18 protein-coding genes are annotated in these 19845 nt (G+C 71.1%); 12 read left to right on the top strand and 6 right to left on the bottom strand.

Annotation, left to right across the window (positions count from 1 at the left end; translation table 11 throughout):
* The 5 genes from VGX25_RS31595 to phzG form a co-directional block, all read left to right on the top strand.
* Window positions 1–857 (top strand): carboxylate-amine ligase (locus VGX25_RS31595; protein ID WP_326921618.1); only part of this gene is annotated, 857 nt, incomplete at its 5' end.
* 312 nt (window positions 858–1169) lie between these two features.
* Window positions 1170–1793, top strand: a complete 624-nt coding sequence (locus VGX25_RS31590) for an isochorismatase family protein (protein WP_326921617.1) — start codon at window positions 1170–1172, stop codon at window positions 1791–1793.
* Window positions 1790–3652, top strand: a complete 1863-nt coding sequence (locus tag VGX25_RS31585; RefSeq protein WP_326921616.1) for an anthranilate synthase family protein — start codon at window positions 1790–1792, stop codon at window positions 3650–3652. Before VGX25_RS31590 ends, VGX25_RS31585 begins: the two co-directional genes overlap by 4 nt.
* The gene (locus VGX25_RS31580) at window positions 3649–3945 is read left to right on the top strand and encodes a hypothetical protein (protein ID WP_326921615.1); all 297 of its coding nucleotides are present in this window, start codon (window positions 3649–3651) and stop codon (window positions 3943–3945) included. The genes VGX25_RS31585 and VGX25_RS31580 overlap by 4 nt, the downstream gene beginning before the upstream one ends.
* Before the next feature lie 24 nt (window positions 3946–3969).
* Window positions 3970–4569, top strand: coding sequence for a phenazine biosynthesis FMN-dependent oxidase PhzG (gene phzG, locus VGX25_RS31575; protein WP_326921614.1), 600 nt, complete (start codon window positions 3970–3972; stop codon window positions 4567–4569).
* A gap of 381 nt (window positions 4570–4950) precedes the next feature.
* Here phzG and VGX25_RS31570 read toward each other — a convergent pair whose 3' ends face one another.
* The gene (locus VGX25_RS31570; RefSeq protein ID WP_326921613.1) at window positions 4951–5787 is read right to left on the bottom strand and encodes a PhzF family phenazine biosynthesis protein; all 837 of its coding nucleotides are present in this window, start codon (window positions 5785–5787) and stop codon (window positions 4951–4953) included.
* Between the two features lie 89 nt (window positions 5788–5876).
* Here VGX25_RS31570 and VGX25_RS31565 point away from each other — a divergent pair, with 89 nt between their 5' ends.
* From VGX25_RS31565 to VGX25_RS31550, 4 genes are all read left to right on the top strand, one after another.
* Complete coding sequence (locus VGX25_RS31565; protein ID WP_326921612.1) at window positions 5877–6344, top strand: PhzA/PhzB family protein; 468 nt, start codon at window positions 5877–5879, stop codon at window positions 6342–6344.
* Window positions 6341–7348: a methyltransferase gene (locus VGX25_RS31560; RefSeq protein WP_326921611.1), complete on the top strand. Its 1008-nt coding sequence runs from the start codon at window positions 6341–6343 to the stop codon at window positions 7346–7348. The genes VGX25_RS31565 and VGX25_RS31560 overlap by 4 nt, the downstream gene beginning before the upstream one ends.
* 15 nt (window positions 7349–7363) lie before the next feature.
* Window positions 7364–9205 (top strand): asparagine synthase (glutamine-hydrolyzing), encoded by a 1842-nt coding sequence (gene asnB / locus VGX25_RS31555; protein ID WP_326921610.1) that lies wholly within the window; start codon window positions 7364–7366, stop codon window positions 9203–9205.
* A gap of 69 nt (window positions 9206–9274) precedes the next feature.
* A complete protein-coding gene (locus tag VGX25_RS31550) occupies window positions 9275–10525 on the top strand; it encodes a hypothetical protein (RefSeq protein WP_326921609.1) in 1251 nt (416 codons plus the stop codon).
* Here the strand turns inward: VGX25_RS31550 and VGX25_RS31545 are convergent.
* Genes VGX25_RS31545 through VGX25_RS31525 form a run of 5 tightly spaced genes read right to left on the bottom strand, consistent with a single transcriptional unit; the run spans window position 10506 to window position 16123 of the window.
* Window positions 10506–11741: a cytochrome P450 gene (locus VGX25_RS31545; protein WP_326921608.1), complete on the bottom strand. Its 1236-nt coding sequence runs from the start codon at window positions 11739–11741 to the stop codon at window positions 10506–10508. The two genes, VGX25_RS31550 and VGX25_RS31545, sit on opposite strands and share 20 nt — an antisense overlap.
* The gene (gene ispG, locus VGX25_RS31540; RefSeq protein WP_326921607.1) at window positions 11741–12859 is read right to left on the bottom strand and encodes a flavodoxin-dependent (E)-4-hydroxy-3-methylbut-2-enyl-diphosphate synthase; all 1119 of its coding nucleotides are present in this window, start codon (window positions 12857–12859) and stop codon (window positions 11741–11743) included. Before ispG ends, VGX25_RS31545 begins: the two co-directional genes overlap by 1 nt.
* A gap of 40 nt (window positions 12860–12899) precedes the next feature.
* Window positions 12900–14684, bottom strand: a complete 1785-nt coding sequence (locus VGX25_RS31535) for a 1-deoxy-D-xylulose-5-phosphate synthase (RefSeq protein WP_326921606.1) — start codon at window positions 14682–14684, stop codon at window positions 12900–12902.
* On the bottom strand, window positions 14681–15658 hold the full coding sequence (gene ispH, locus VGX25_RS31530; RefSeq protein ID WP_326921605.1) for a 4-hydroxy-3-methylbut-2-enyl diphosphate reductase: 978 nt from the start codon (window positions 15656–15658) through the stop codon (window positions 14681–14683). Before ispH ends, VGX25_RS31535 begins: the two co-directional genes overlap by 4 nt.
* A gap of 18 nt (window positions 15659–15676) precedes the next feature.
* Window positions 15677–16123, bottom strand: coding sequence for an ester cyclase (locus VGX25_RS31525; RefSeq protein ID WP_326921604.1), 447 nt, complete (start codon window positions 16121–16123; stop codon window positions 15677–15679).
* Window positions 16124–16413: 290 nt separating this feature from the next.
* On the opposite strand from VGX25_RS31525, the gene VGX25_RS31520 reads away from it, so the two are divergent.
* From VGX25_RS31520 to VGX25_RS31510, 3 genes are all read left to right on the top strand, one after another.
* Window positions 16414–17706, top strand: coding sequence for a cytochrome P450 (locus tag VGX25_RS31520; RefSeq protein WP_326921603.1), 1293 nt, complete (start codon window positions 16414–16416; stop codon window positions 17704–17706).
* Window positions 17703–18713 (top strand): terpene synthase family protein, encoded by a 1011-nt coding sequence (locus VGX25_RS31515; protein WP_326921602.1) that lies wholly within the window; start codon window positions 17703–17705, stop codon window positions 18711–18713. Before VGX25_RS31520 ends, VGX25_RS31515 begins: the two co-directional genes overlap by 4 nt.
* Before the next feature lie 91 nt (window positions 18714–18804).
* Window positions 18805–19845, top strand: a complete 1041-nt coding sequence (locus VGX25_RS31510) for a polyprenyl synthetase family protein (protein WP_326921601.1) — start codon at window positions 18805–18807, stop codon at window positions 19843–19845.

The raw sequence follows: 19845 nt of genomic DNA, 5'->3' as shown, positions 1-19845 counted from the left end.
GGCTGGTCGCCACCGGGTCGCCGGTGCTCGGCGGGCCGGGCGCCACGACCAGTCCCGGCGCGCGGTTCAGCCGGATCGCCGGCGAGTACGCCGGTGTGGTCGGCGACTACCACGTGTGCGGCCTACACGTGCACGTCGGCGTGCCGGATCGGGACACCGCTGTGGCCGTGGTCAACCACCTGCGGCCGTGGTTGCCGGCGCTGCTCGCGCTGTCGGCCAACTCGCCGTTCCGGCACGGTGCCGACACCGGGTACGCCAGCTGGCGGATGATCGACCAGTCCCGGTTCCCCGGCGCCGGCGTCCCGCCCCGGTTCGCCTCGGCGGACGCCTACGACCGGCAGGTCGCCCAGCTCGTCGAGTGCGGCGCGCTGATCGACGACCACATGACGTTCTGGCTCGCCCGGCCCTCGCCGCACCTGCCAACGGTCGAGCTCCGGGTGGCCGACTCGGTGATCAGCGTCGCGGAGGCCGCGCTGCAGGCGGCGCTGTCCCGCGCGCTGGTCCGCACCGCGCTCGCCGACCTGGCCCGCGGCCGGGAGGCGCCGGCCCTGGGTGACCAGCTCGCGGCCGCCGCGCTCTGGACCGCCGCCCGGTACGGGCTGGACGGACCCGCGGTCCATCCCGTCCATAAGCGACGGATGCCGGCCCGCCGGCTGGTGGCCGAGCTGATCGAGCACCTCACCCCGGCGCTGGCCGAGACCGGCGACCTTTCCGCGGTACGCCAAGGGATCGCCACCCTCGACGCCGCGGGCACCGGCGCCCGCAGGCAGCGCGCCGCGGCCGGCGCCGGCCCGATGGGCGTGCTGCGCATGCTCGCCGCCGAGACGGCTGGCGAAACTCCGGCTGACGCCCGATAACCAGGGCAATCAAGCGCGAGCGCAGGACGTGCTCGACCGATTCTCCAGTGCCGCCCCAGCGGATCCGGTCACCGTCCGATCAGGGATTCAAGCAGAACGCGATCGAAGCCGGAGTGGGCAGGGGTGACCAATTTCGCCGTCAGCCTCCCGCGGCAGGGGCACGGGAGCCGGGACGCCGACCGGAGGCGCAGACTCGCCAGGAACCTGATGGCCGAGGATCTCGGCGCGTCATAGCGACGGACCGGATCGGCCCGACCGCGGGCCTGAGGTTGCCGTGCGGACGCTTCAGGAATTCCTTCGAGGAGGATCACTATGGCGGGTATTCCCGCGATCCGGTCGTACCCGCTGCCGACGCCGGGTGAGCTGCCCGACAACGTCGCCCGGTGGGTCGCCGAACCGGATCGGGCCGTGCTGCTGATCCACGACATGCAGCGGTTCTTCCTGCGGCCGCTGCCCGACGACCTCCGGGAACCGTTGGTGCGCAACGCCGTCGCGCTGCGGGACCGCTGCCGGGAGCTGGGCGTGCCGGTCGGGTACACGGCGCAGCCCGGCGGGATGACCAGAGAGCAGCGCGGCCTGCTTGCCGACTTCTGGGGGCCGGGGATGCGGGTGGACCAGGCGGACCGGGAGGTGGTCGAGCCGCTGACACCGGGGCCGGACGACTGGATGTTCACCAAATGGCGGTACAGCGCGTTCTTCCGCTCCGACCTGCTGGCCAGGATGCGCGAGCACGGCCGGGACCAGCTGATCATCTGCGGGGTGTACGCCCACGTCGGCGTGTTGGTGACCGCGGTGGACGCCTACACCAATGACATCCAGCCGTTCCTCGTCGCCGACGCGATAGCCGACTTCTCCGCCGAGCACCACCGGATGGCGGTGGAGTACGCGGCGCAGCGGTGCGCGGTGGTGCTCAGCACGAAGGAGGTGCTGGCATGACCGGGCGGGCGGACCTGCTGGACCGGGTGCTCGTCCCGCAGCCACCGCCGTTCGCGTTGCTGTACCGGCCAAACGCCAACGGGCCGGACCGGATCGACGTCCTGGTCGGTGAGGTGTCCACACCGGACAGTTTGGCCGACGTGCCGCTCGCCGAGAGCTCCGGGCCGGGCAAGGAGATGCTGGTGATCGTGCCGTACCGGCAGATCGCCGAGCGCGGCTTCGACTGCGTGGACGACGGTGCGCCGCTGATCGCGATGCGGGTCGTCGAGCAGGCCGAGCTGCCCGTCACCGAGGTGCTCGGCCGGATCACGACCCGGCCGACCCGGTTGGTGGGCGGGCGGTTCGACGTCGACGACGCGCGCTACGCCGACACCGTCCGGCGGATCGTCACCGGCGAGATCGGCACCGGGGCGGGCGCGAACTTCGTGATCAAGCGGACGTTCCAGGCCGACATCGCCGACTACGACATCGCGAGCGCGCTGACCTTCTTCCGCCGGCTGTGCGAGCGGGAGTCCGGCGCGTACTGGACGTTCATCGTGCACACCGGCGCCCGCACGTTCGTCGGTGCCACCCCGGAACGGCACGTCAGCCTGGACGCGGGCATCGCGGTGATGAACCCGATCAGCGGCACGTACCGGTACCCGCCGACCGGCCCGACGCTGGACGGCGTGATCGAGTTCCTCGGCGACGGCAAGGAGACCGACGAGCTGCACATGGTCGTCGACGAGGAACTGAAGATGATGGCCCGCATCTGCGACACCGGAGGGCGCGTCGTCGGCCCGTTCCTCAAGGAGATGGCCCGTCTGGCGCACACCGAGTACTACATCGAGGGACGGTCCACACGGGACCCGCGGGAGATCCTGGCCGGCACGATGTTCGCCCCGACGGTGACCGGCAGCCCGCTGGAGAGCGCCTGCCGGGTGATCAGGCGGTACGAGCCGGGCGGCCGCGGCTACTACAGCGGCGTGATCGCTCTGATCGGCCGGGACCAGCACGGGGACCGCAGCCTGGACTCGGCGATCCTGATCCGCACCGCGGAGATCGACGCCGCCGGCGGGCTGCGCATCGGGGTGGGCGCCACGCTGGTCCGGCACTCCGATCCGGACACCGAGGTGGCCGAGACGAGGGCCAAGGTGGCCGGGCTGCTGGCCGCGCTCGAGGTCAACCCGCCGGAGCGGCTCGCCGACCATCCGGAGGTCCGGGCCGCGCTCGACCGGCGCACGCACGCGCTGGCCGCGTACTGGCTTGCCGGCCGGCAGCCGCGCCCGGTTCCGGAGCTTGTCGGGCGGCGCGTGCTGGTGGTGGACGCCGAGGACACGTTCACCGCGATGATCGGACACCAGCTCCGCTCGCTCGGCCTCGTGGTCACCGTGCGGCGGTTCGACGAAGAGTACACATGGGACGATCAGGATCTGGTCGTGATGGGCCCTGGCCCCGGCGACCCGCGCGACTTCGGCGACCCGCGAATCGCCCACCTGTACAAGGCGATCATCGCCCTGCTGGCGCAGCGCCGGCCGTTCCTCGCGGTGTGCCTGAGCCATCAGGTGCTCAGCCGGCTGCTCGGTCTTGACGTGGCCCGCTGCCGGGTGGTCAACCAGGGCGCGCAGCGCAAGATCGACCTATTCGGCGAGCGGGAGCTCGTCGGGTTCTACAACACGTTCGCCGCGCGCAGCCAGGAGGACGTCCTGCAGCACCCCAGCGTGGGAACGGTCGAGATCAGCCGGGACCCCGAGACCGGCGAGGTGCACGCGCTGCGCGGCCCGCACTTCGCCTCCATGCAGTTCCACGCCGAGTCGGTGCTCACCCAGGACGGGCCGCGGATCTTCGCTCGGCACATGGCGGAGGTGCTCGGCCTATGAGGGCGACGATCGCGTGGTGGGATCTGTCCAATTCGGAGCAGACCATCGACTCGCTGCGGGAGCACCTGCGCGACGGGGGCGCGCAGGCCTGGGCCGCGGTCCGGGGCCTGCGGGTGAAGTTCTGGATCGCCGACCGGGCGACCAACCGGTGGGGCGCGGTGCTGGTGTGGGAGTCCGTCGTTCCCGACCAGCCGCTGCCGCCGCACGCCGCCGAGCTGATCGGCTACCCGCCGACCCAGCTCGAGCGGTTCGACGTCCAGGCCCTCGTCGAGGGCATCCATTCGGAGGGCTGAACCATGGGTTTGAACACGTCCCAGGTGACGATCGGGACCGAGTTCCACCATCCCCCGGCCGACCCGATCGCGCTGCTGCGCGACTGGTTCGATCGCGCCGTGGACAATGGCGTGCGCGAGCCCGGCGCGGTCGCGCTGGCCACCGTGGCCGCCGACGGCCGCCCGTCCACCCGCATGATCCAGACCAGCACGCTTACCGACCGGGGCCTGGTGTTCACCAGCCACACCGTCAGCCAGAAGGGCCGGGAGATCGCCGCAACCGGCTGGGGCTCGGGCGTACTCTACTGGCGGGAAACCAACCAGCAGATCATCCTCACCGGCCGGATCGAGCAACTCCCCGACTCCGAAGCCGACGCGCTCTGGGCCGCCCGCGCGCCCGCCGCCCTGCCGATGTCGGTGGCCACCCGGCAAAGCCAGCCGCTCACCGACGAGGCCGCCCTGCTCGCCGAGGCCACCCGGCTCGCCGAATCCGGCCAGCCCCTACCCCGCCCGCGGACCTGGGTGGCGTACCACCTCGTACCGTCCACACTGGAGTTCTGGCAAAGTAGCCCGGACCGCCTCTACCGCCGCCTCCGCTACGACCGCAACGGCTCCGGCTGGACCACGGTTCGGCTGCAGCCCTGACCCGTGTGACACGGCGTCCGGTCACGTCGCCGAGCAAAGATCGCGGTGCGGGAACGACCCACCTTCCGACACTCCGATCCGCGACTTACCGGCCAGTGTGGGCTCGTCCGGAGCACCGCCTGTGGCGCGTCGCCGGAAGCTCACACGTAGAACGTGCCGTGGGCAGCGATCTCGCCCCGCGGTGGTGATTGGGGAGAGGCCTGCAGCGGCACGGCTTTCCGACCGGATCGTCGTGGAGCGGCTGTGGCTGCGCCGCGCGCGCTGCGAGCGCGCAACCACAGCTTCGCAACCACGAATGGCTCGGGTTTTGCCGAGTTCGGCCCGGGACCACTCGCTGAGGCCGCGCAATGGCTCCGGCTGGATCATGGTTCGGTCACGGCGCTAGACGAACAGTGTGCCGCGGGCGGCGATGACGGCGGAGCCGCCGACTTCGATGGCGTCGATGTGGTCGGGGGTGCCGGCGGCTCGGGCGAGCATGAGGCAGGTGCGGCCCATCTCGACTCCTTGGCGGATCTCGATCTCCTGGCCGAACGGGATCTGGCCGTGCCGGGCCAGGTGCAAGGCCAGCGGGCCGGCGGCGGAGCCCGTGCCGGCGTCCTCGGCGACGCCGTAGGCCGGCGAGAACATGCGCATCCGCCACTGGGCGCCGGAGCCGGCGAAGCAGTTGGCGGCCATGTCCGGATGTGTCGCCAGGGCAAGGAGATCGGGGCGCACGGCGGACAGGGCTTCGACGGTGGGGAGGCCGACGTAGACGTGCCGCGGGCCGTTGCGGTACACCTCGACCGGCAGGACGGACGACTCGAGGCCGAGCGCGGCGAGCAGGTCGTCGGCCCGCTCGTACGGGCCCCAGGTGGGAATCGGTTGGCGCATGCGGGCGGACGCTATCCGGCCGTCGACCCGCTGGAACTCGAACGGAATGACACCCATGTGCGTTTCGAGGGATATTCGATCGAGCCCGCCCGACTCGCCGAGCACGATCGCCGTTCCCAGTGTCGGATGGCCGGCGAACGGCAGCTCGTTCACCGGCGTGAAGATTCTGACCTTGACGTCCCCGCCGTCGGTTGGCGGGAGCACGAACGTGGTCTCCGACAGGTTCATCTCCCGCGCGATGCGCTGCATGCGTTCGGCCGGAATGCCTTCCGCGTCAAGGAAGACGGCCACCGGGTTGCCCTGCAGAACCGCATCCGTGAAGACGTCGGCCACGACGTAGTCTCGCATCGCTCTAGGCTAGCCCGACCGAGCGTGGACTTTCCATCGTTGGAGATGTGACAGGGTGGCTTGAGCCCCAAGAACACGAGGTCTGACAAATGGCATTCGACGACAATGTGGAGCTGCGGCGCCGTCATCGAGCCGTGGTCGAGGATTACATGAGCCGGCAGGGGGAGGGGCGCCTTACCCGATACCAACTGTTCACCGAGGACGGCAGCGGCGGCCTGTACACCGCCGACACGGTGGACCCGGTCGTCTCCCGCGGGCGGGACAAGCTCAAGGCGCACGGCGAGTGGTCGCTGCGGATCTTCCCGGATTGGGTCTGGTACAACGTCGAGATCTTCGAGACCCAGGACCCGAACCGGTTCTGGGTGGAGTGCGACGGCAAGGGCAAGATCCTCTTCCCGGACTACCCGCCCGGGTACTACCAGAACCACTTCATCCACTCGTTCCTGCTGCGCGACGGCAAGATCGTGGAGCAGCGGGAGTTCATGAACCCCTACAACCAGATGCGCGCGCTCGGCATCGAGATCCCGGTGATCAAGCGGGCCGGGGTGCCGACGTGACCCGCGACCTGGACGCCGCCCGCCAGGTGGTCGAGCTGATCACCGGCGGCTGGCGCGCGCAGGCCCTGTACACCGCGGTCAAGCTGGAGCTGCCCGACCACATCGCGGCCGGCCGCACCACCGACGCCGATCTGGCCTCGGCCACCGGCGCCAAGGAGGACGGCATCCACCGGCTGATGCGGCTGCTGGTGGCCATGGGCGTGTTCGCGGGCACCCCGGACACCGGCTACCGCAACACGCCGGTGAGCACCGCGCTACTGGACGGGCCGGAGTCCATGCGGGACATGTGCCTGCTCTACGGCGAGGAGTTCTACGCCGCCTGGGCCCACGCGCACGAGGCGATCACGACGGTGAGCTCCGGGTTCGAGCTGGCCTACGGGCAGCCGCTGTACAGCTATCTCGGCCGCGACCCGGACACCTCCGCCCGGTTCCAGGGGGCCATGAAGGCCGGCAACCTGTTCTTCGAGTACGTGCCGGACGTGTTCGACTTCAGCGGCAAGACCGTGGTCGACCTGGGTGGCGGAAACGGTGCGCTGCTGGCGGCGATCCTGTCGTCGGTTCCGGACGCCCGGGGCGTGCTGATGGATCGCGAGCACGTCGCCCCAGTGGCCAGGGCGCACCTGGCCGCCACGGTCGGCGCGGATCGGGTCGAGGTGGTCGGCGGCGACATGTTCAGCGGCGTGCCGGCCGGCGGCGACGTGTACCTGCTCTGCCGGGTCCTTGCCGGACACTCCGACGACGCCGTCGTCGGGCTGTTCGAGCACATCCGGCGCGGGATGGCCGACGCGTCCTCGCGGCTGTTGCTGCTGGACCGCTTGGTGGTGGAGGAGAACTCCACCGTGCTGCCCGCGCTGTGGGACCTGCACCTGCTGATGACCACCGGCGGCCGGCACCGCTCGCTCGAGCACCTGCGCGCGCTGCTCACCCGGGCCGGCCTGTACATCGAGCGCAGCGCCGACCTGCCGGTCGAGACCACCGCGCTGATCGCGGCCGCACGGTACTGAGAGACGGGGCAACGGATGTGTGGCATCGCCGGCTGGGTCGGCTACGACTCGGACCTGACCCGGCAGAGTGAGACCGTCCACGCGATGACGCGGACCATGGCCTGCCGCGGTCCGGACGACTCCGGCACCTGGATCCGGCCGCACGTGGCGCTCGGCCACCGCCGACTGTCCATTATCGACCTTGCAGGCGGGCGGCAGCCGATGGAGGTCCGGACGCCCGCCGGCGCGGTCGCCATGGTCTACAGCGGGGAGACGTACAACTTCACCGAGCTGCGCGCCGAGTTGGAAGGCCGGGGCCACCGGTTCCGGACGGTCAGCGACACCGAGGTGGTGCTGCGCGGCTACCTGGAGTGGGGCGACGGCGTCGCCGACCACCTCAACGGCATGTTCGCCTTCGCCGTGTGGGACGAGCGGACCGACCGGCTGGTGCTGATCCGCGACCGGTTGGGCATCAAGCCGCTCTACTACTACCCGACCGGCGACGGGGTGCTGTTCGGCTCCGAGCCGAAGGCGATCCTGGCCAACCCGGCGGCGGGCCGGGTGGTCGACACCGCGGGACTGCGCGAGCTGGTCGGGTTCACCATGACCCCGGGTTGGGCGCTGTGGCGGGGAATGGCCGAGGTCGAGCCGGGCACGATCGTCACCGTCGGCGCCGGCGGCATCCGCACCCGGCGGTACTGGACGCTGGAAGCCAAGGCGCACCACGACGATCTGGAGACGACGGTCGGCACGGTCCGCGAGCTGATGACCGACATCGTGCGCCGCCAGCTGGTCGCCGACGTGCCGCGCTGCGTGCTGCTGTCCGGCGGGCTGGACTCCAGCGCGGTCACCGGTCTGGCCGCGGCGCACCTTGCCGAGCAGGGCGAGCGGCTGCGCACGTTCTCGGTGGACTTCGTCGGACGGGAGGAGACGTTCCGGGCCGACGAGGTGCGCGACACCCCGGACACGCCGTTCATCCGCGAGGTCGTCGACCTGGTCGGCTCGGCGCACAAGTTCGTGACGCTCAATCCGGACGAGCTGACCGACCCCGAGCTGCGCCGCGCCGTGATCACCGCGCGGGACCTGCCGATCGGTTTCGGCGAGATGGACACCTCGCTGTACCAGCTGTTCCAGGCGATCCGGGGGGAGTCGACGGTGGCGCTGTCCGGCGAGTCGGCCGACGAGGTGTTCGCCGGCTATCGCTGGTTCCACGACCCGGCGGCGGTGGACGCGGGCACGTTCCCGTGGCTGGCCTACCAGAGCGCGATGAGCGGCGACCGGTCGGCGGTGCTGAACCCGGCCGTGCGGCGCCTGCTCGACGTCGACAGCTACGTCGCCGACCAGTACGCCACCGCGGCGGCCGCCGTGTCGCACGCCGATACCGACTCCGATGTGGACCGTCGCATGCGGACGGTCAGCAACCTGCACCTGACCCGGTTCGTCCGGATGCTGCTTGACCGCAAGGACCGCGTGTCCATGGCGGTGGGCCTCGAGGTCCGCGTCCCGTTCTGCGACCACCGCCTGGTCGAGTACGTCTACAACACGCCGTGGTCGATGAAGACCTTCGACGGCCGGGAGAAGAGCCTGCTGCGGGCGGCCACCGCGCACGTGGTGCCGGAGTCCGTCCGGTACCGGCTCAAGGCCTCCTATCCGTCCACACAGGACTCGAACTACAACGCCGTGCTGCAGCAGCAGGCCAAGGAGGTGCTCGCCGACCGCGATCACCCCGTGCACGACCTGATCGACCAGGACTGGCTGACCGGCGTCGTGGCGCTCGACCCGGCCACCGTGCCCAGCAACGTGCGCCGCGGCATCGACCGGGTGCTGGACCTGTACCACTGGTTCGACCTCTATCACCCCGAGTTCCGGCTCGACTGACCCGGTTCGCCGGAGTACTGTCACGGCACCGCACACGGCGCCGTGTGCCGGCATGCTGGGGAGGGGCACATGGCTCGAGGCGGACGATTGGCCGCGGCGCTCGCCGTGGCCGTCCTGACCTCCGGGTGTGCCGGGAAACCGATCGGCGGACCCAGTTCGGGGCCCGTGCTCGGTGGGCCGAGCAGCGGCGCACCGGCACCGGCATCGTCACCGGCTTCCTCGTCGTCCGCACCGGCACGGCCGCCCGCCTGGAAGCCGGCCACGCTGCCGCCCACCACCCCGACCAGCATCCTGCGCGACGTCGTGGCCACCGACCGCGCTCATGCGTGGGCGGTGGGCTCGGACAACTACACGCCGCCCGAGTTGTACACCACCGGTGAACCGCTGATCCTGCAATGGGACGGCAGCCGGTGGTCGCGGATGCCGCTGCCCGGCGTCACGTGGAAGGGCGGGCTGAAGCTCGTGGCGGCCGGCTCACCGACGGATGTCTGGGCGGTCGGCGGTCCTGCGGCGCACGAGCCCTCCGACAACGTCACCAAGGTCTTGCGCTACGACGGCGGCACCTGGCACGAGGTGCCGTTCCCGGCCGGCGCCACCCCGAGCCTGCTGTCCATCACGGATCTGGCGGTGGTGGCCGGGCACGCCTGGATGGTGGGTCACCGCAACACCGAGGCCGTCATCCTGGAGTGGACCGGGCGGGACTGGAAGGAGCACGAGGCGCCGGCCGAGTGCGTGCAGGGCGGCACGTCGTTCGGCGGCACGCCGAACTTCTGCGCCGTCACCGGGCTCAAGGCGTTCGCTCCCAACGACATCTGGGCCGCCGGCAACGGCGCGTGGACCGGGTTCCTCGGCCCGTTGCTGTACCACTGGGACGGCACCGCCTGGCGGACGGTTCGGGTCGGCCTCAACGACAAGCGGCTCGCCCTGACCGCGATCGGCGGGCGCTCGTCGAACGACCTGTGGGCGGTCGGCGACACCCTCATGTCGCCGGACGGCGGCGCCCTCGTCGTGCACGGTGACGGCACGACGTGGCGGGAGGTCGGCGGGCTGCCGGCCGCGCGCCTGCCCGACGTCGCCGTCGACACGGCCGGTAACCCTTGGCTGATCGAGAACTTCCGGGAGCCCAGCGTGAAGCTGGCCAGCTTTCGGGGCACCGGCCCGTGGGTCGACGCGCCGATCCCCGCGCCACCGGACGCGGTGGGCATGAACCTCAACGGCATCGCCGCGGTCCCGGGCACCGACCTGATGTTCGCCGTGGGAGCGGCCGACCTGCCCACCCAGCCGCGCCGGCTGCGCGCGGTCATCCTCGAGTACTCGTGAGGATCACCGGCAGGCTCTTGAGCATGCGGGGGTTGTGGTGAATCCGCCAGGACAGCTCCTCGCGCGGCACCGCGAGGCGGACGTCGGCGGTCCGCTCGAGCAGCACCTCGAACGCCACCTGGCCCTCCATCCTGGCCAGCTGGGCGCCGATGCAGAAGTGGATGCCGTGGGCGAACGCGATGTGCCCTTCGTCACGGCGAATGTCGAACGTGTCCGGATCGGTGAACCGGCGCGGGTCGCGGTTGGCCGCCGCCAGCGAGACGATCACGGCCTCGCCCTTGCGGATCCGGACGCCGCCGAGGGTGAGGTCCTCGGTGGCGAACTGGGGCAACGCCGCCCCGGCAGACGGGTCGAAGCGCAGCATCTCCTCGATCGCGCTCGGGATGAGTCCGGGGTCCGCTCGTAGCGCCGCGAACTGGTCGGGATAGGTGAGCAAGGCCAGCAGCCCGTTGGTGATCAGGCTCGATGTGGTCGCAAAACCCGCCACCAGCAACAGGAACATGGTCGACCGCAGCTCGGCGTCGCTGAGCCGGTCGCCCTCGTCGGCCATCGCCACCAGCTCGCTGAGCAGGTCCTCGCCCGGCTCGGCGCGTTTGGCGGCCACCAGGCCGCCGAGGTACTCGCTGAGCCACACCAGCGCGTCCGGCAGCTTGGGCAGGTCGGCCGGGTCGGTGGACAGCAGGATGTAGCACCGCTCCTGGAAGGGCCGGGTGTCGCCGGCCGGCACGCCGAGCAGGCCCATGATTCCCCGGCACGCCAGGGGCATGGCGTACTCCTGCAGGAAGTCGACCCGCCCGCGGGCGAGCGCGGCATCGAGCAGCTCCTCGCCGATCCGCTTGGTCAGCTGGCGCAGGCCGCCGACCCGGCGGGACGTGAACGCCTTGGCCACCGGGCGGCGCAGCCGGGTGTGCGCCGGCGGGTCGAGGTTGATCATTCCCTTGGTGAGGCCGAGCGACTCCGGGCCGCTGATCCACGGCACGGCGCGCACCTCGTCGCTGGCGTTGGCCAGGTCCGACGACAGGCGCATGTCGGAGAACACCTCGCGGGCGTGCTCGAACCGGGTCACCAGCCAGGCGGGAACGCCGTGGTACACCACCCGCCGGATCGCCTCGCCCTCCCGCAGCTCGGCAAGGAACGGGTACGGATCGTCGACGAACTCCTGACCCAGCTCGGTCAGATCCAGGTAGTCCGCTCGTGGGTTGGCGTCGACCGCCATCACAACACCTCCGCTGCCTCGGCCTCGTCGGCCAACCGAACCGCTTCCTCGACAAGGGTTTCCACGATCTGGCTCTCCGGGACGGTCTTGATCACCCGGCCGCGCACGAAGATCTGTCCCTTGCCGTTGCCCGATGCCACGCCGAGGTCGGCCTCCCGCGCCTCGCCCGGACCGTTGACCACGCAGCCCATCACGGCCACCCGCAGCGGCAGCGGGAACCCGTCCAGCGCCGCGGACACCCGCTCGGCCAGCTGGTACACGTCGACCTGGGCCCGGCCGCAGGACGGGCAGGACACGATCTCCAGGCGGCGCTCCCGCAGGCCGAGCGACTCGAGGATGCCGATGCCGACCTTGACCTCCTCGACCGGCGGCGCGGACAGCGAGACCCTGATCGTGTCGCCGATGCCGTCGGCCAGCAGGATCCCGAAGGCCACGGCGGACTTGATGGTGCCCTGCATCGCCGGCCCGGCCTCGGTGACACCGAGGTGCAGCGGGTAGTCACAGCGCCGGGCCAGCAGCCGGTACGCCGCCACCATCACCATCGGGTCGTGGTGCTTGACCGAGATCTTCAGATCGGTGAACCCGTGCTCCTCGAACAGCGAGCACTCCCACAGCGCCGACTCGACCAGCGCCTCCGGGGTCGCCTTGCCGTACTTGGCCAGCAGCCGCGGATCCAGCGAGCCGGCGTTGACGCCGATGCGGATCGGCACGCCGGCCGCGCCCGCCGCCCTGGCGATCTCGCCGACCCGGTCGTCGAACTGCTTGATGTTGCCCGGGTTGACGCGCACGCCCGCGCAGCCGGCGTCGATCGCGGCGAACACGTACCGCGGCTGGAAGTGAATGTCGGCGATCACCGGGATCGGCGATTTCCTGGCGATGGCCGGCAACGCGTCGGCGTCGTCCTGGGACGGCACCGCGACCCGCACGATCTGGCAGCCGGCCGCGGTGAGCTGGGCGATCTGCTGCAGGGTCTGGTTCACGTCGGTGGTGGGCGTGGTGGTCATCGACTGGACCGACACCGGCGCGTCGCCGCCGACCGGGACGTCGCCGACCATGAGCCGGCGGCTGGCCCGGCGGGCGGGGCGCGGCCTTGGCAGCCCGATGTCCACAGTGGTCATACGGTGGCCTCCAACTCCCTCGCCCGGCATTCCGCAATCTTCATGCCGCCGCCACCTCCTGTAGCTGCCCGGTCCTTGCCAGTCGTTTGAGCACGGTCGCGGCGATCCCGTGGCCGTCGAGGCCGCAGCTGTGCAGCAGCTCGCCGCGCGACGCGTGCGGGAGGAACCGTTGCGGCAGCGCGAATGCCGCCGCGACGGTGTCGCTGCCGGCCGCGGCCAGCGCCTGGGCCAGCCGGGTGCCGAGCGCGCCGGTGGTGACCGTGTCCTCGACGGCGAGCACCAACCGGTGCCGCTCGGCCAGCTGCACAAGGGCCGGGTCGACCGGCGCGATCCACCGCGGGTCGGCGATGGTCACCGGCACGCCGTAGCCGGCGAGCTCGGCCGCGGCCGCGAGGCACGCGCCGGCCAGCGGTCCGACCGGGACCAGCAGCACCGTGGCGCCCGGGTCCTCGTGCAGCACGTCCACCTCACCGATCCGGCGCAGTGCGGGGATGTCCGGGCCGACCGTCGACTTCGGATAGCGAATGACCGTCGGCCCGTCGTCGATCGCGACCGCCTCCCGCAGCAGCAGGCGCAGCCCGGCCGGGTCGCGCGGGGCGGCCAGCCGCAGCCCCGGCACGACCGGGAGGATCGACGCGTCCCACATGCCGTGGTGGCTGGCGCCGTCCGGGCCGGTGATCCCGGCCCGGTCCAGCACGATCGTCACCGGCTGGCGGTGCAGCGCCACGTCCATCAGCACCTGGTCGAAGGCCCGGTTGAGGAACGTGGAGTAGACGGCGACGACCGGGTGCCGGCCGCCCATCGCCAGGCCGGCCGCGCAGGTGACCGCGTGCTGCTCGGCGATCCCGACGTCGATGACCCGGTCGGGGAAGCGCCTTGCGAACTCGCCGAGACCGGTGGGCAGCAGCATCGCCGCGGTCAGGCACACCACGTCCGGCCGGTCCGCCCCGATCGCGGCGATCTCGTCGCCGAACACCGACGTCCAGGACGGCGCGCCGGCCGCGGGCGCCCGGCCGGTTGCCGGGTCGATGACCCCCACCGCGTGCATGCGGTCGGCCTCGTCGGCCTCCGCCGGCCGGTAGCCGGATCCCTTGGCGGTCACGGCATGCACGACGACCGGGCGGTTCAGCGCGGCCGCCTGCCGCAGCACCGCCTCCACCGCGTGCACGTCGTGCCCGTCGATCGGCCCAAGGTAGGCGAACCCCAGCGAGCGGAACAGGTTGCCGTCCGCGGTTCCCGCGCGCAGCGCACCGAGGTGCGCCGCGAGGCCGCCGACGGTCGGCGCGTAGGACCGCCCGTTGTCGTTGAGCACCACGATCACCGGCCGGTCCGGGGCCGCGCCGAGGTTGTTCAGCGCCTCCCAGCACATGCCGCCGGTCAGCGCCCCGTCGCCGACGACGGCGACCACCCGGCGGTCCTCCTGGCCGGCCAGCCGGAACGCCCGCGCCATTCCGTCCGAATAGGACAGCGCGGTGGACGCATGCGAGTTCTCGATGACGTCGTGCACCGACTCGGAGCGGGACGGGTAGCCGGACAGGCCGCCGGTCTGGCGCAGCCCGTCGAAGTCGGTCCGGCCGGTGAGTAGCTTGTGGACGTACGCCTGGTGGCCGGTGTCGAACAGCAGCACGTCGCGCGGCGACTCGAACACGCGGTGCAGGCCGATGGTCAGCTCCACCACGCCGAGGTTCGCGCCGAGGTGCCCGCCGGTGCGGCACACCTTCTCGATGAGCAGGGCGCGGATCTCCCCGGCCAGCACGGGCAGCATCGCCCTCGGCACCCGGCGCAGATCCGCCGGACCGTGCAACTGGCTCAGCACGCCGGTCATGCCGCCCTCACCGCCACCGGCAGTGCGAAGTGGACGGTCTCCCGTGCGGTCTCGTGCTCGGTGACGGTCACCGGCCCGAGCTCGCCGAGCAGCGCGACGACGTCGTCGACGAGGCCGGGCGGCGCCGACGCGCCCGCGGTCAGCCCGACGGTGCGGACGCCGGCCAGCCAGTGCGGCTCGATGGCGGTCGCGTCCTCGATCAGGTAGGCCGGCGTCGCGTTGCGCCTGGCCAGCTCCACCAGCCGCACCGAGTTGGACGAGTTGTCCGAGCCGAGCACCAGCACCAGGTCGGAGCGCTCGGCGACGACGGCCAGCGCGTCCTGGCGGTTGGTGGTGGCGTAGCAGATGTCCTCCGAGCCGGGCCCACGCAGCTCGGGGAACCGGGCCCGCAGCGCCTCGATGACCTCGGCGGTCTCGTCGACGGCAAGGGTGGTCTGGGTCAGGTACGACACCCGTGCCGGGTCGGCGACGTCGAGGCGGTCCACGTCGGCGACCGTCTCCACCAGCACGGTCCGGTCCGGCGCCTCGCCCATGACGCCCTCCACCTCCTCGTGCCCGGCGTGCCCGATCATCACGACCGTGTCGCCGCGGCCGGCGAACCGGCGGGCCTGCGCGTGCACCTTGGTGACCAGCGGGCAGGTGGCGTCGACGACGTCGAGGCCGCGGGCGTCCGCCTCGGCGCGCACCGCGGGGGAGACCCCGTGCGCGGAGAACACCACGGTGGCCCCGGCCGGAACGTCGGCCAGCTCGTCGACGAACACCGCGCCGCGGGACTCCAGGTCGGCGACCACGTGACCGTTGTGCACGATCTGCTTGCGCACATAGACGGGTGCGCCGCGTTCGAGCAGCCGCTCGACGATATCGATCGCCCGAACCACGCCCGCACAGAACGACCGCGGGGCGGCGAGCAGAATGGACCGGGGGCCCAGCACCCGCCGCCAGGCGGCGTCATTGGTATCGACGATGTGTGACATCAGTAATTCGTTCTTTCCCTACTCGGGTATCACTCCAATTTGCCGCAGCACGGTGAAGCTGTCCCAGTAATCCGTCTGGGCCTTGATGAGGCCGGTTTCGGAGAACTCCATCAGGCTCAGCCCACGCTGCTCGATGCGGCTGCCGCGCACGGCGGTCGGCGGGAGGTGCGGGAAGGTGCCGGACAGCGTTCCCACCCCGGTCCACGCCACGGCCGCGCCGCCGTCGCCGATGACCACCTTCTCCAGCTTCAGGTAGGTGTCGGGGCAGGCCTGCACCCAGACCGTGATGAACTCGGCCAACTCCGTGCGGCCGCGGAAGAACCGCTTGAGCGCGGCGTCCTCGAGGACCGCGTCCTCGGTGTAGCACGCCGCGAAGGCGGTGGCGTCGTAGCTGTTGAAGGCGTCCAGCCAACGGTCGACGAGGGCGGTGGCGACCTGCCGGTCGCCGGACTGCGGGGTCGTCATGACGGGCTCCTGGTCGTTCGCTCGGTTCTAGCCACGATGAAGGGGAGCATCCAGAAAAGACAACAGCGCCGCGCGACCAGCGCACAATCGAAGGTCTATCGGGAGTTGAGGCGCAATCTAGGAGATGCGGGCCTCCGCGGCGTGACCCGACCATCAAATGGACGTTGAAAACGGACCGGAGGACTCGGCGGCGAATAATGAGGAACAGCACTATCGAGCGCGACACAATTCGATCGGCCAAACCCGTGCCCAGCCCGCGACTGTGGGATGAGATTCGCAGCACGTTCGCCATGCGGCGGGATCAGGTCGGCTTCCTGAACCAGATGATCAAAGACTACGGCGACATCGTCTGGATTCGCGTGCTCGGGATCAAAATGGCCATGCTCAACCATCCCGACTATTTCGAGCACGTGCTGGTCCGCAACCACGAGAACTACAACAAGAACACCTTCCTGTTCCGGGCGATCGCGCCGATCCTGCGCGGCGGGCTGATCGGCAACGTCGGCGGCGAGCCGTGGCGCCACCAGCGGCGCACGATGCAGCCGTCGTTCCACCGGCCGCAGGTGGCCGGGTTCGCCGAGAACATGACCGACGAGACGTCGCAGATGCTTCGCCGGTGGGACAAGCAGTACGGGCCGGACGACATCGTGAACGTCAGCACCGAGCTGGGCCAGCTGGCCATGCGGATCGTGTTCCGCTCGCTGTTCGGCGCCAAGGTGGGGGAGCGGGGCAAGGCGATCGAGGACATGTTCTTCGAGGCCAACCAGATCGCCTGCGCGTTCTTCCGGTTCCCGCTGATCCCGCTGAGCTGGCCGACGCCGTCGCACCGCCGCCTTGCGGAGATCATCCGGACGATGGACGGCTTCGTCGCCGACATCATCCGCCACCGCGTGGAAAGCGGCGAGAAGCACGACGACCTGCTCGACGCGATGATCTACGCCGTCGACGACGTGACCGGCACCGGACTGTCCAACGAGCAGCTGCACCGCGAGGTGCTCAACCTGATCATCGGCGGGTACGAGACCACGAGCAACTCGGTCTCCTGGCTCATGTACACCATCGGCCAGCACCCGGAGGTGCAGGAGCGGCTGCAGGCCGAGGTCGACACCGTCCTGAATGGACGCGTCCCGACCTTCGACGACGTGCTCAAGCTCAAGTACACCAGGATGATCGTCGACGAGACGCTGCGGCTGTACACGCCCGCCTGGCAGACCATGCGCTCGTCCATCGACGAGGACGAGATCGGCGGCTACCGGATCCCGCCCAAGTCCGACCTGTACCTCAACATCTACGCGCTGCACCGGCACCCGGAGTTCTGGCACAACCCGGACGCCTTCGACCCGGACCGGTTCGCCCCCAAGGAGGTGGCCAAGCGCCCCCGGCACGTGTACATCCCGTTCGGCAGCGGTCCGCGGATCTGCATCGGCAAGCACTTCGCGCTCACCGAGCTGACGATCATCCTGGCCATGATCGCGCAGGCGTACCACGTGGTCATCCCCGACGGGTACCGCAACGTCGAGCCGGAGCCGCTGATCACGTTGCACCCCAAGGGTGGCGTGCACGTCCGGATGGTCCGGCGATGATCGGCGACCGGGACGCCGCGGTGTGGGAGGCGTTCGAGGCCATCCCACCCGAGCTCAACCCGCACGCCGAGGCCGCGACGCGGCACCTGAACCGGTGGGTGGTCGAGCACCGCCTGATCGGCCGGGCCGTCGCAAGGGAACGGTTCGACCGGGCCAACTTCGGCTGGTTCGCCGCGGTGACGTACCCGACCGCCGACGAGGCCGACCTCGGTCTGGTCGCCGACTGGTTCGCCTGGCTGTTCCTGCTCGACGACCAGCTCGACGACGGCCTGCTCGGCCGGGACCCGGACCGCGCGGGGGAGCTGATGGGCGCGATCTTCAACGTGCTCAACGGGTTGGGCGCCCGGCCGGGTGCCCCGTCGATCGTGACCTCGCTGGACGACCTGTGGGCGCGGACGGTGGCCACGGCAAGCCCTGGCTGGCGCCGCCGGTTCGTCGAGCACGTCGTCGCCGGTGGGATGGCGGCCTGCTGGGAGGCCGAGAACCGGGTCCGGGGTGTGGTTCCCGACGTCCCGTCCTATGTGGAGAACCGGCGGCACACCGGCGCGATCTACGTGTGCATGGACCTGATCGAGATCGTCGAGCACATCGACGTGCCGCCAGAGGTGTACGGCGGCGAGCCGTTCGCCGAGGCGCTCGACGCCGCCTGCGACGTGGTCTGCTGGGTCAACGACCTGTACTCGTTGGACAAGGAGACCTCGCTGGGGGAGTACCACAACCTGGTCACGGTCACCCAGCATGCCCACCGGCTGAGCCAGGCCGAGGCGATCGACGTGGTGGTCGGCCGGATCGCGCACCGGCTGCGCGAGTACCTCGCCTGGGAGCCGGCGGCGCTGGCTGCCGGCCCGGCGCCGGTCGTGGCGCCGTACCTGGCCGGGATGCGGTCCTGGATGCGCGGCAACCTGGACTGGTCGGCGACCACCCGCCGGTACCGCGACGCGTTGCGGGACAACGGCAATCCCGCCGAGTACCTGGAAGCCGTGCTGGTTAGCCGGGAGGCGGCATGAGCGGAGCTTGCGGAGCGAATCGGCAGATACTGCCCTGCCGCCGAGGGACGAGGCGGCAGGGTCACCAGCACCGAGCTTGCGAGGTGCTGGCATGAGTACCGCCACCGCACTCGCCGGCCGGCCGGACGCGAACCTCGGCGTGCTGCGGGCAAGGGCGCTGCTGCCGCCGGTGCTGCGGTCGTGGATCGAGCGGCTCGGCGGTGAGCTGAGCCAGATCTGCGGCTACCAGCTCGGTATGTACGATGTGGACGGTCGGCCGACCGGTACGGTGAGCGGCAAGCTGCTGCGCCCGGCGTTCGCGCTGCTGTGCTCGGCAGCCACCGGTGGCCGGTCCGAGGACGTGGTGCCGGCGGCCGCGGCGATCGAGCTGCTGCACAACGCCTCGCTGATCCACGACGACATCATGGACGGCGACCGGGAGCGCCGGCACCGCCCAACGGTGTGGGCACGGTACGGGGTGGCGTCGGCGATCCTGGCCGGTGACGCGCTCATCGCGCTGGGCTTCGAGGTGCTGGCCAGCCACCGGCACCCGGCCACCGCCCACTCGACCGCCGTGCTGGCAAGGACCCTGCGGCTGCTGGCCCGCGGCCAGGAGAGCGACCTGCGGTTCGAAACCGAGTCCACTGTGGATCCCGACGAGTGCCTCGCGATGATGGCCGGCAAGACCGGCGTGCTGCTCGGCTGCGCCTGCCGGCTGGGTGCCGCCTACTCGCCGGGCCCGCCGGACCTTGCCGAACGGTTCGAGCGGTTCGGCGTGCATCTCGGCGTCGCCTTCCAGCTCGTCGACGACATCCTCGGCATCTGGGGCGATCCCGCGGTGACCGGCAAGCCGGTGGGCGCCGACCTGCGGGCCCGCAAGAAGAGCGCGCCGGTGGTGGCCGCTCTCGCCGCCGGCACCCCGGCCTCGGCCCGGCTCGCCGACCGGTACGCATGTCCCGGCGAGCTGACCGATGCCGAGGTGGCGCGGCTGACCGAGTGGGTGGAGGAGGCCGGCGGCCGGGCCTGGACCCTCGCCGAGGCCGACCGCCAGGTGTCCGCGGCGTGGGACCTCCTTGAGGGTCTCGACCTCGACGACCAGGCCCGGTCCAGCCTGGCCACCCTCACCACCCAGCTGATGACCCGCGACCACTGA

This window comes from Actinophytocola sp. (assembly GCF_035942955.1).
Lineage (GTDB): Bacteria > Actinomycetota > Actinomycetes > Mycobacteriales > Pseudonocardiaceae > DASYTH01.
This window is presented reverse-complemented; position numbering and strand designations above follow the sequence as displayed.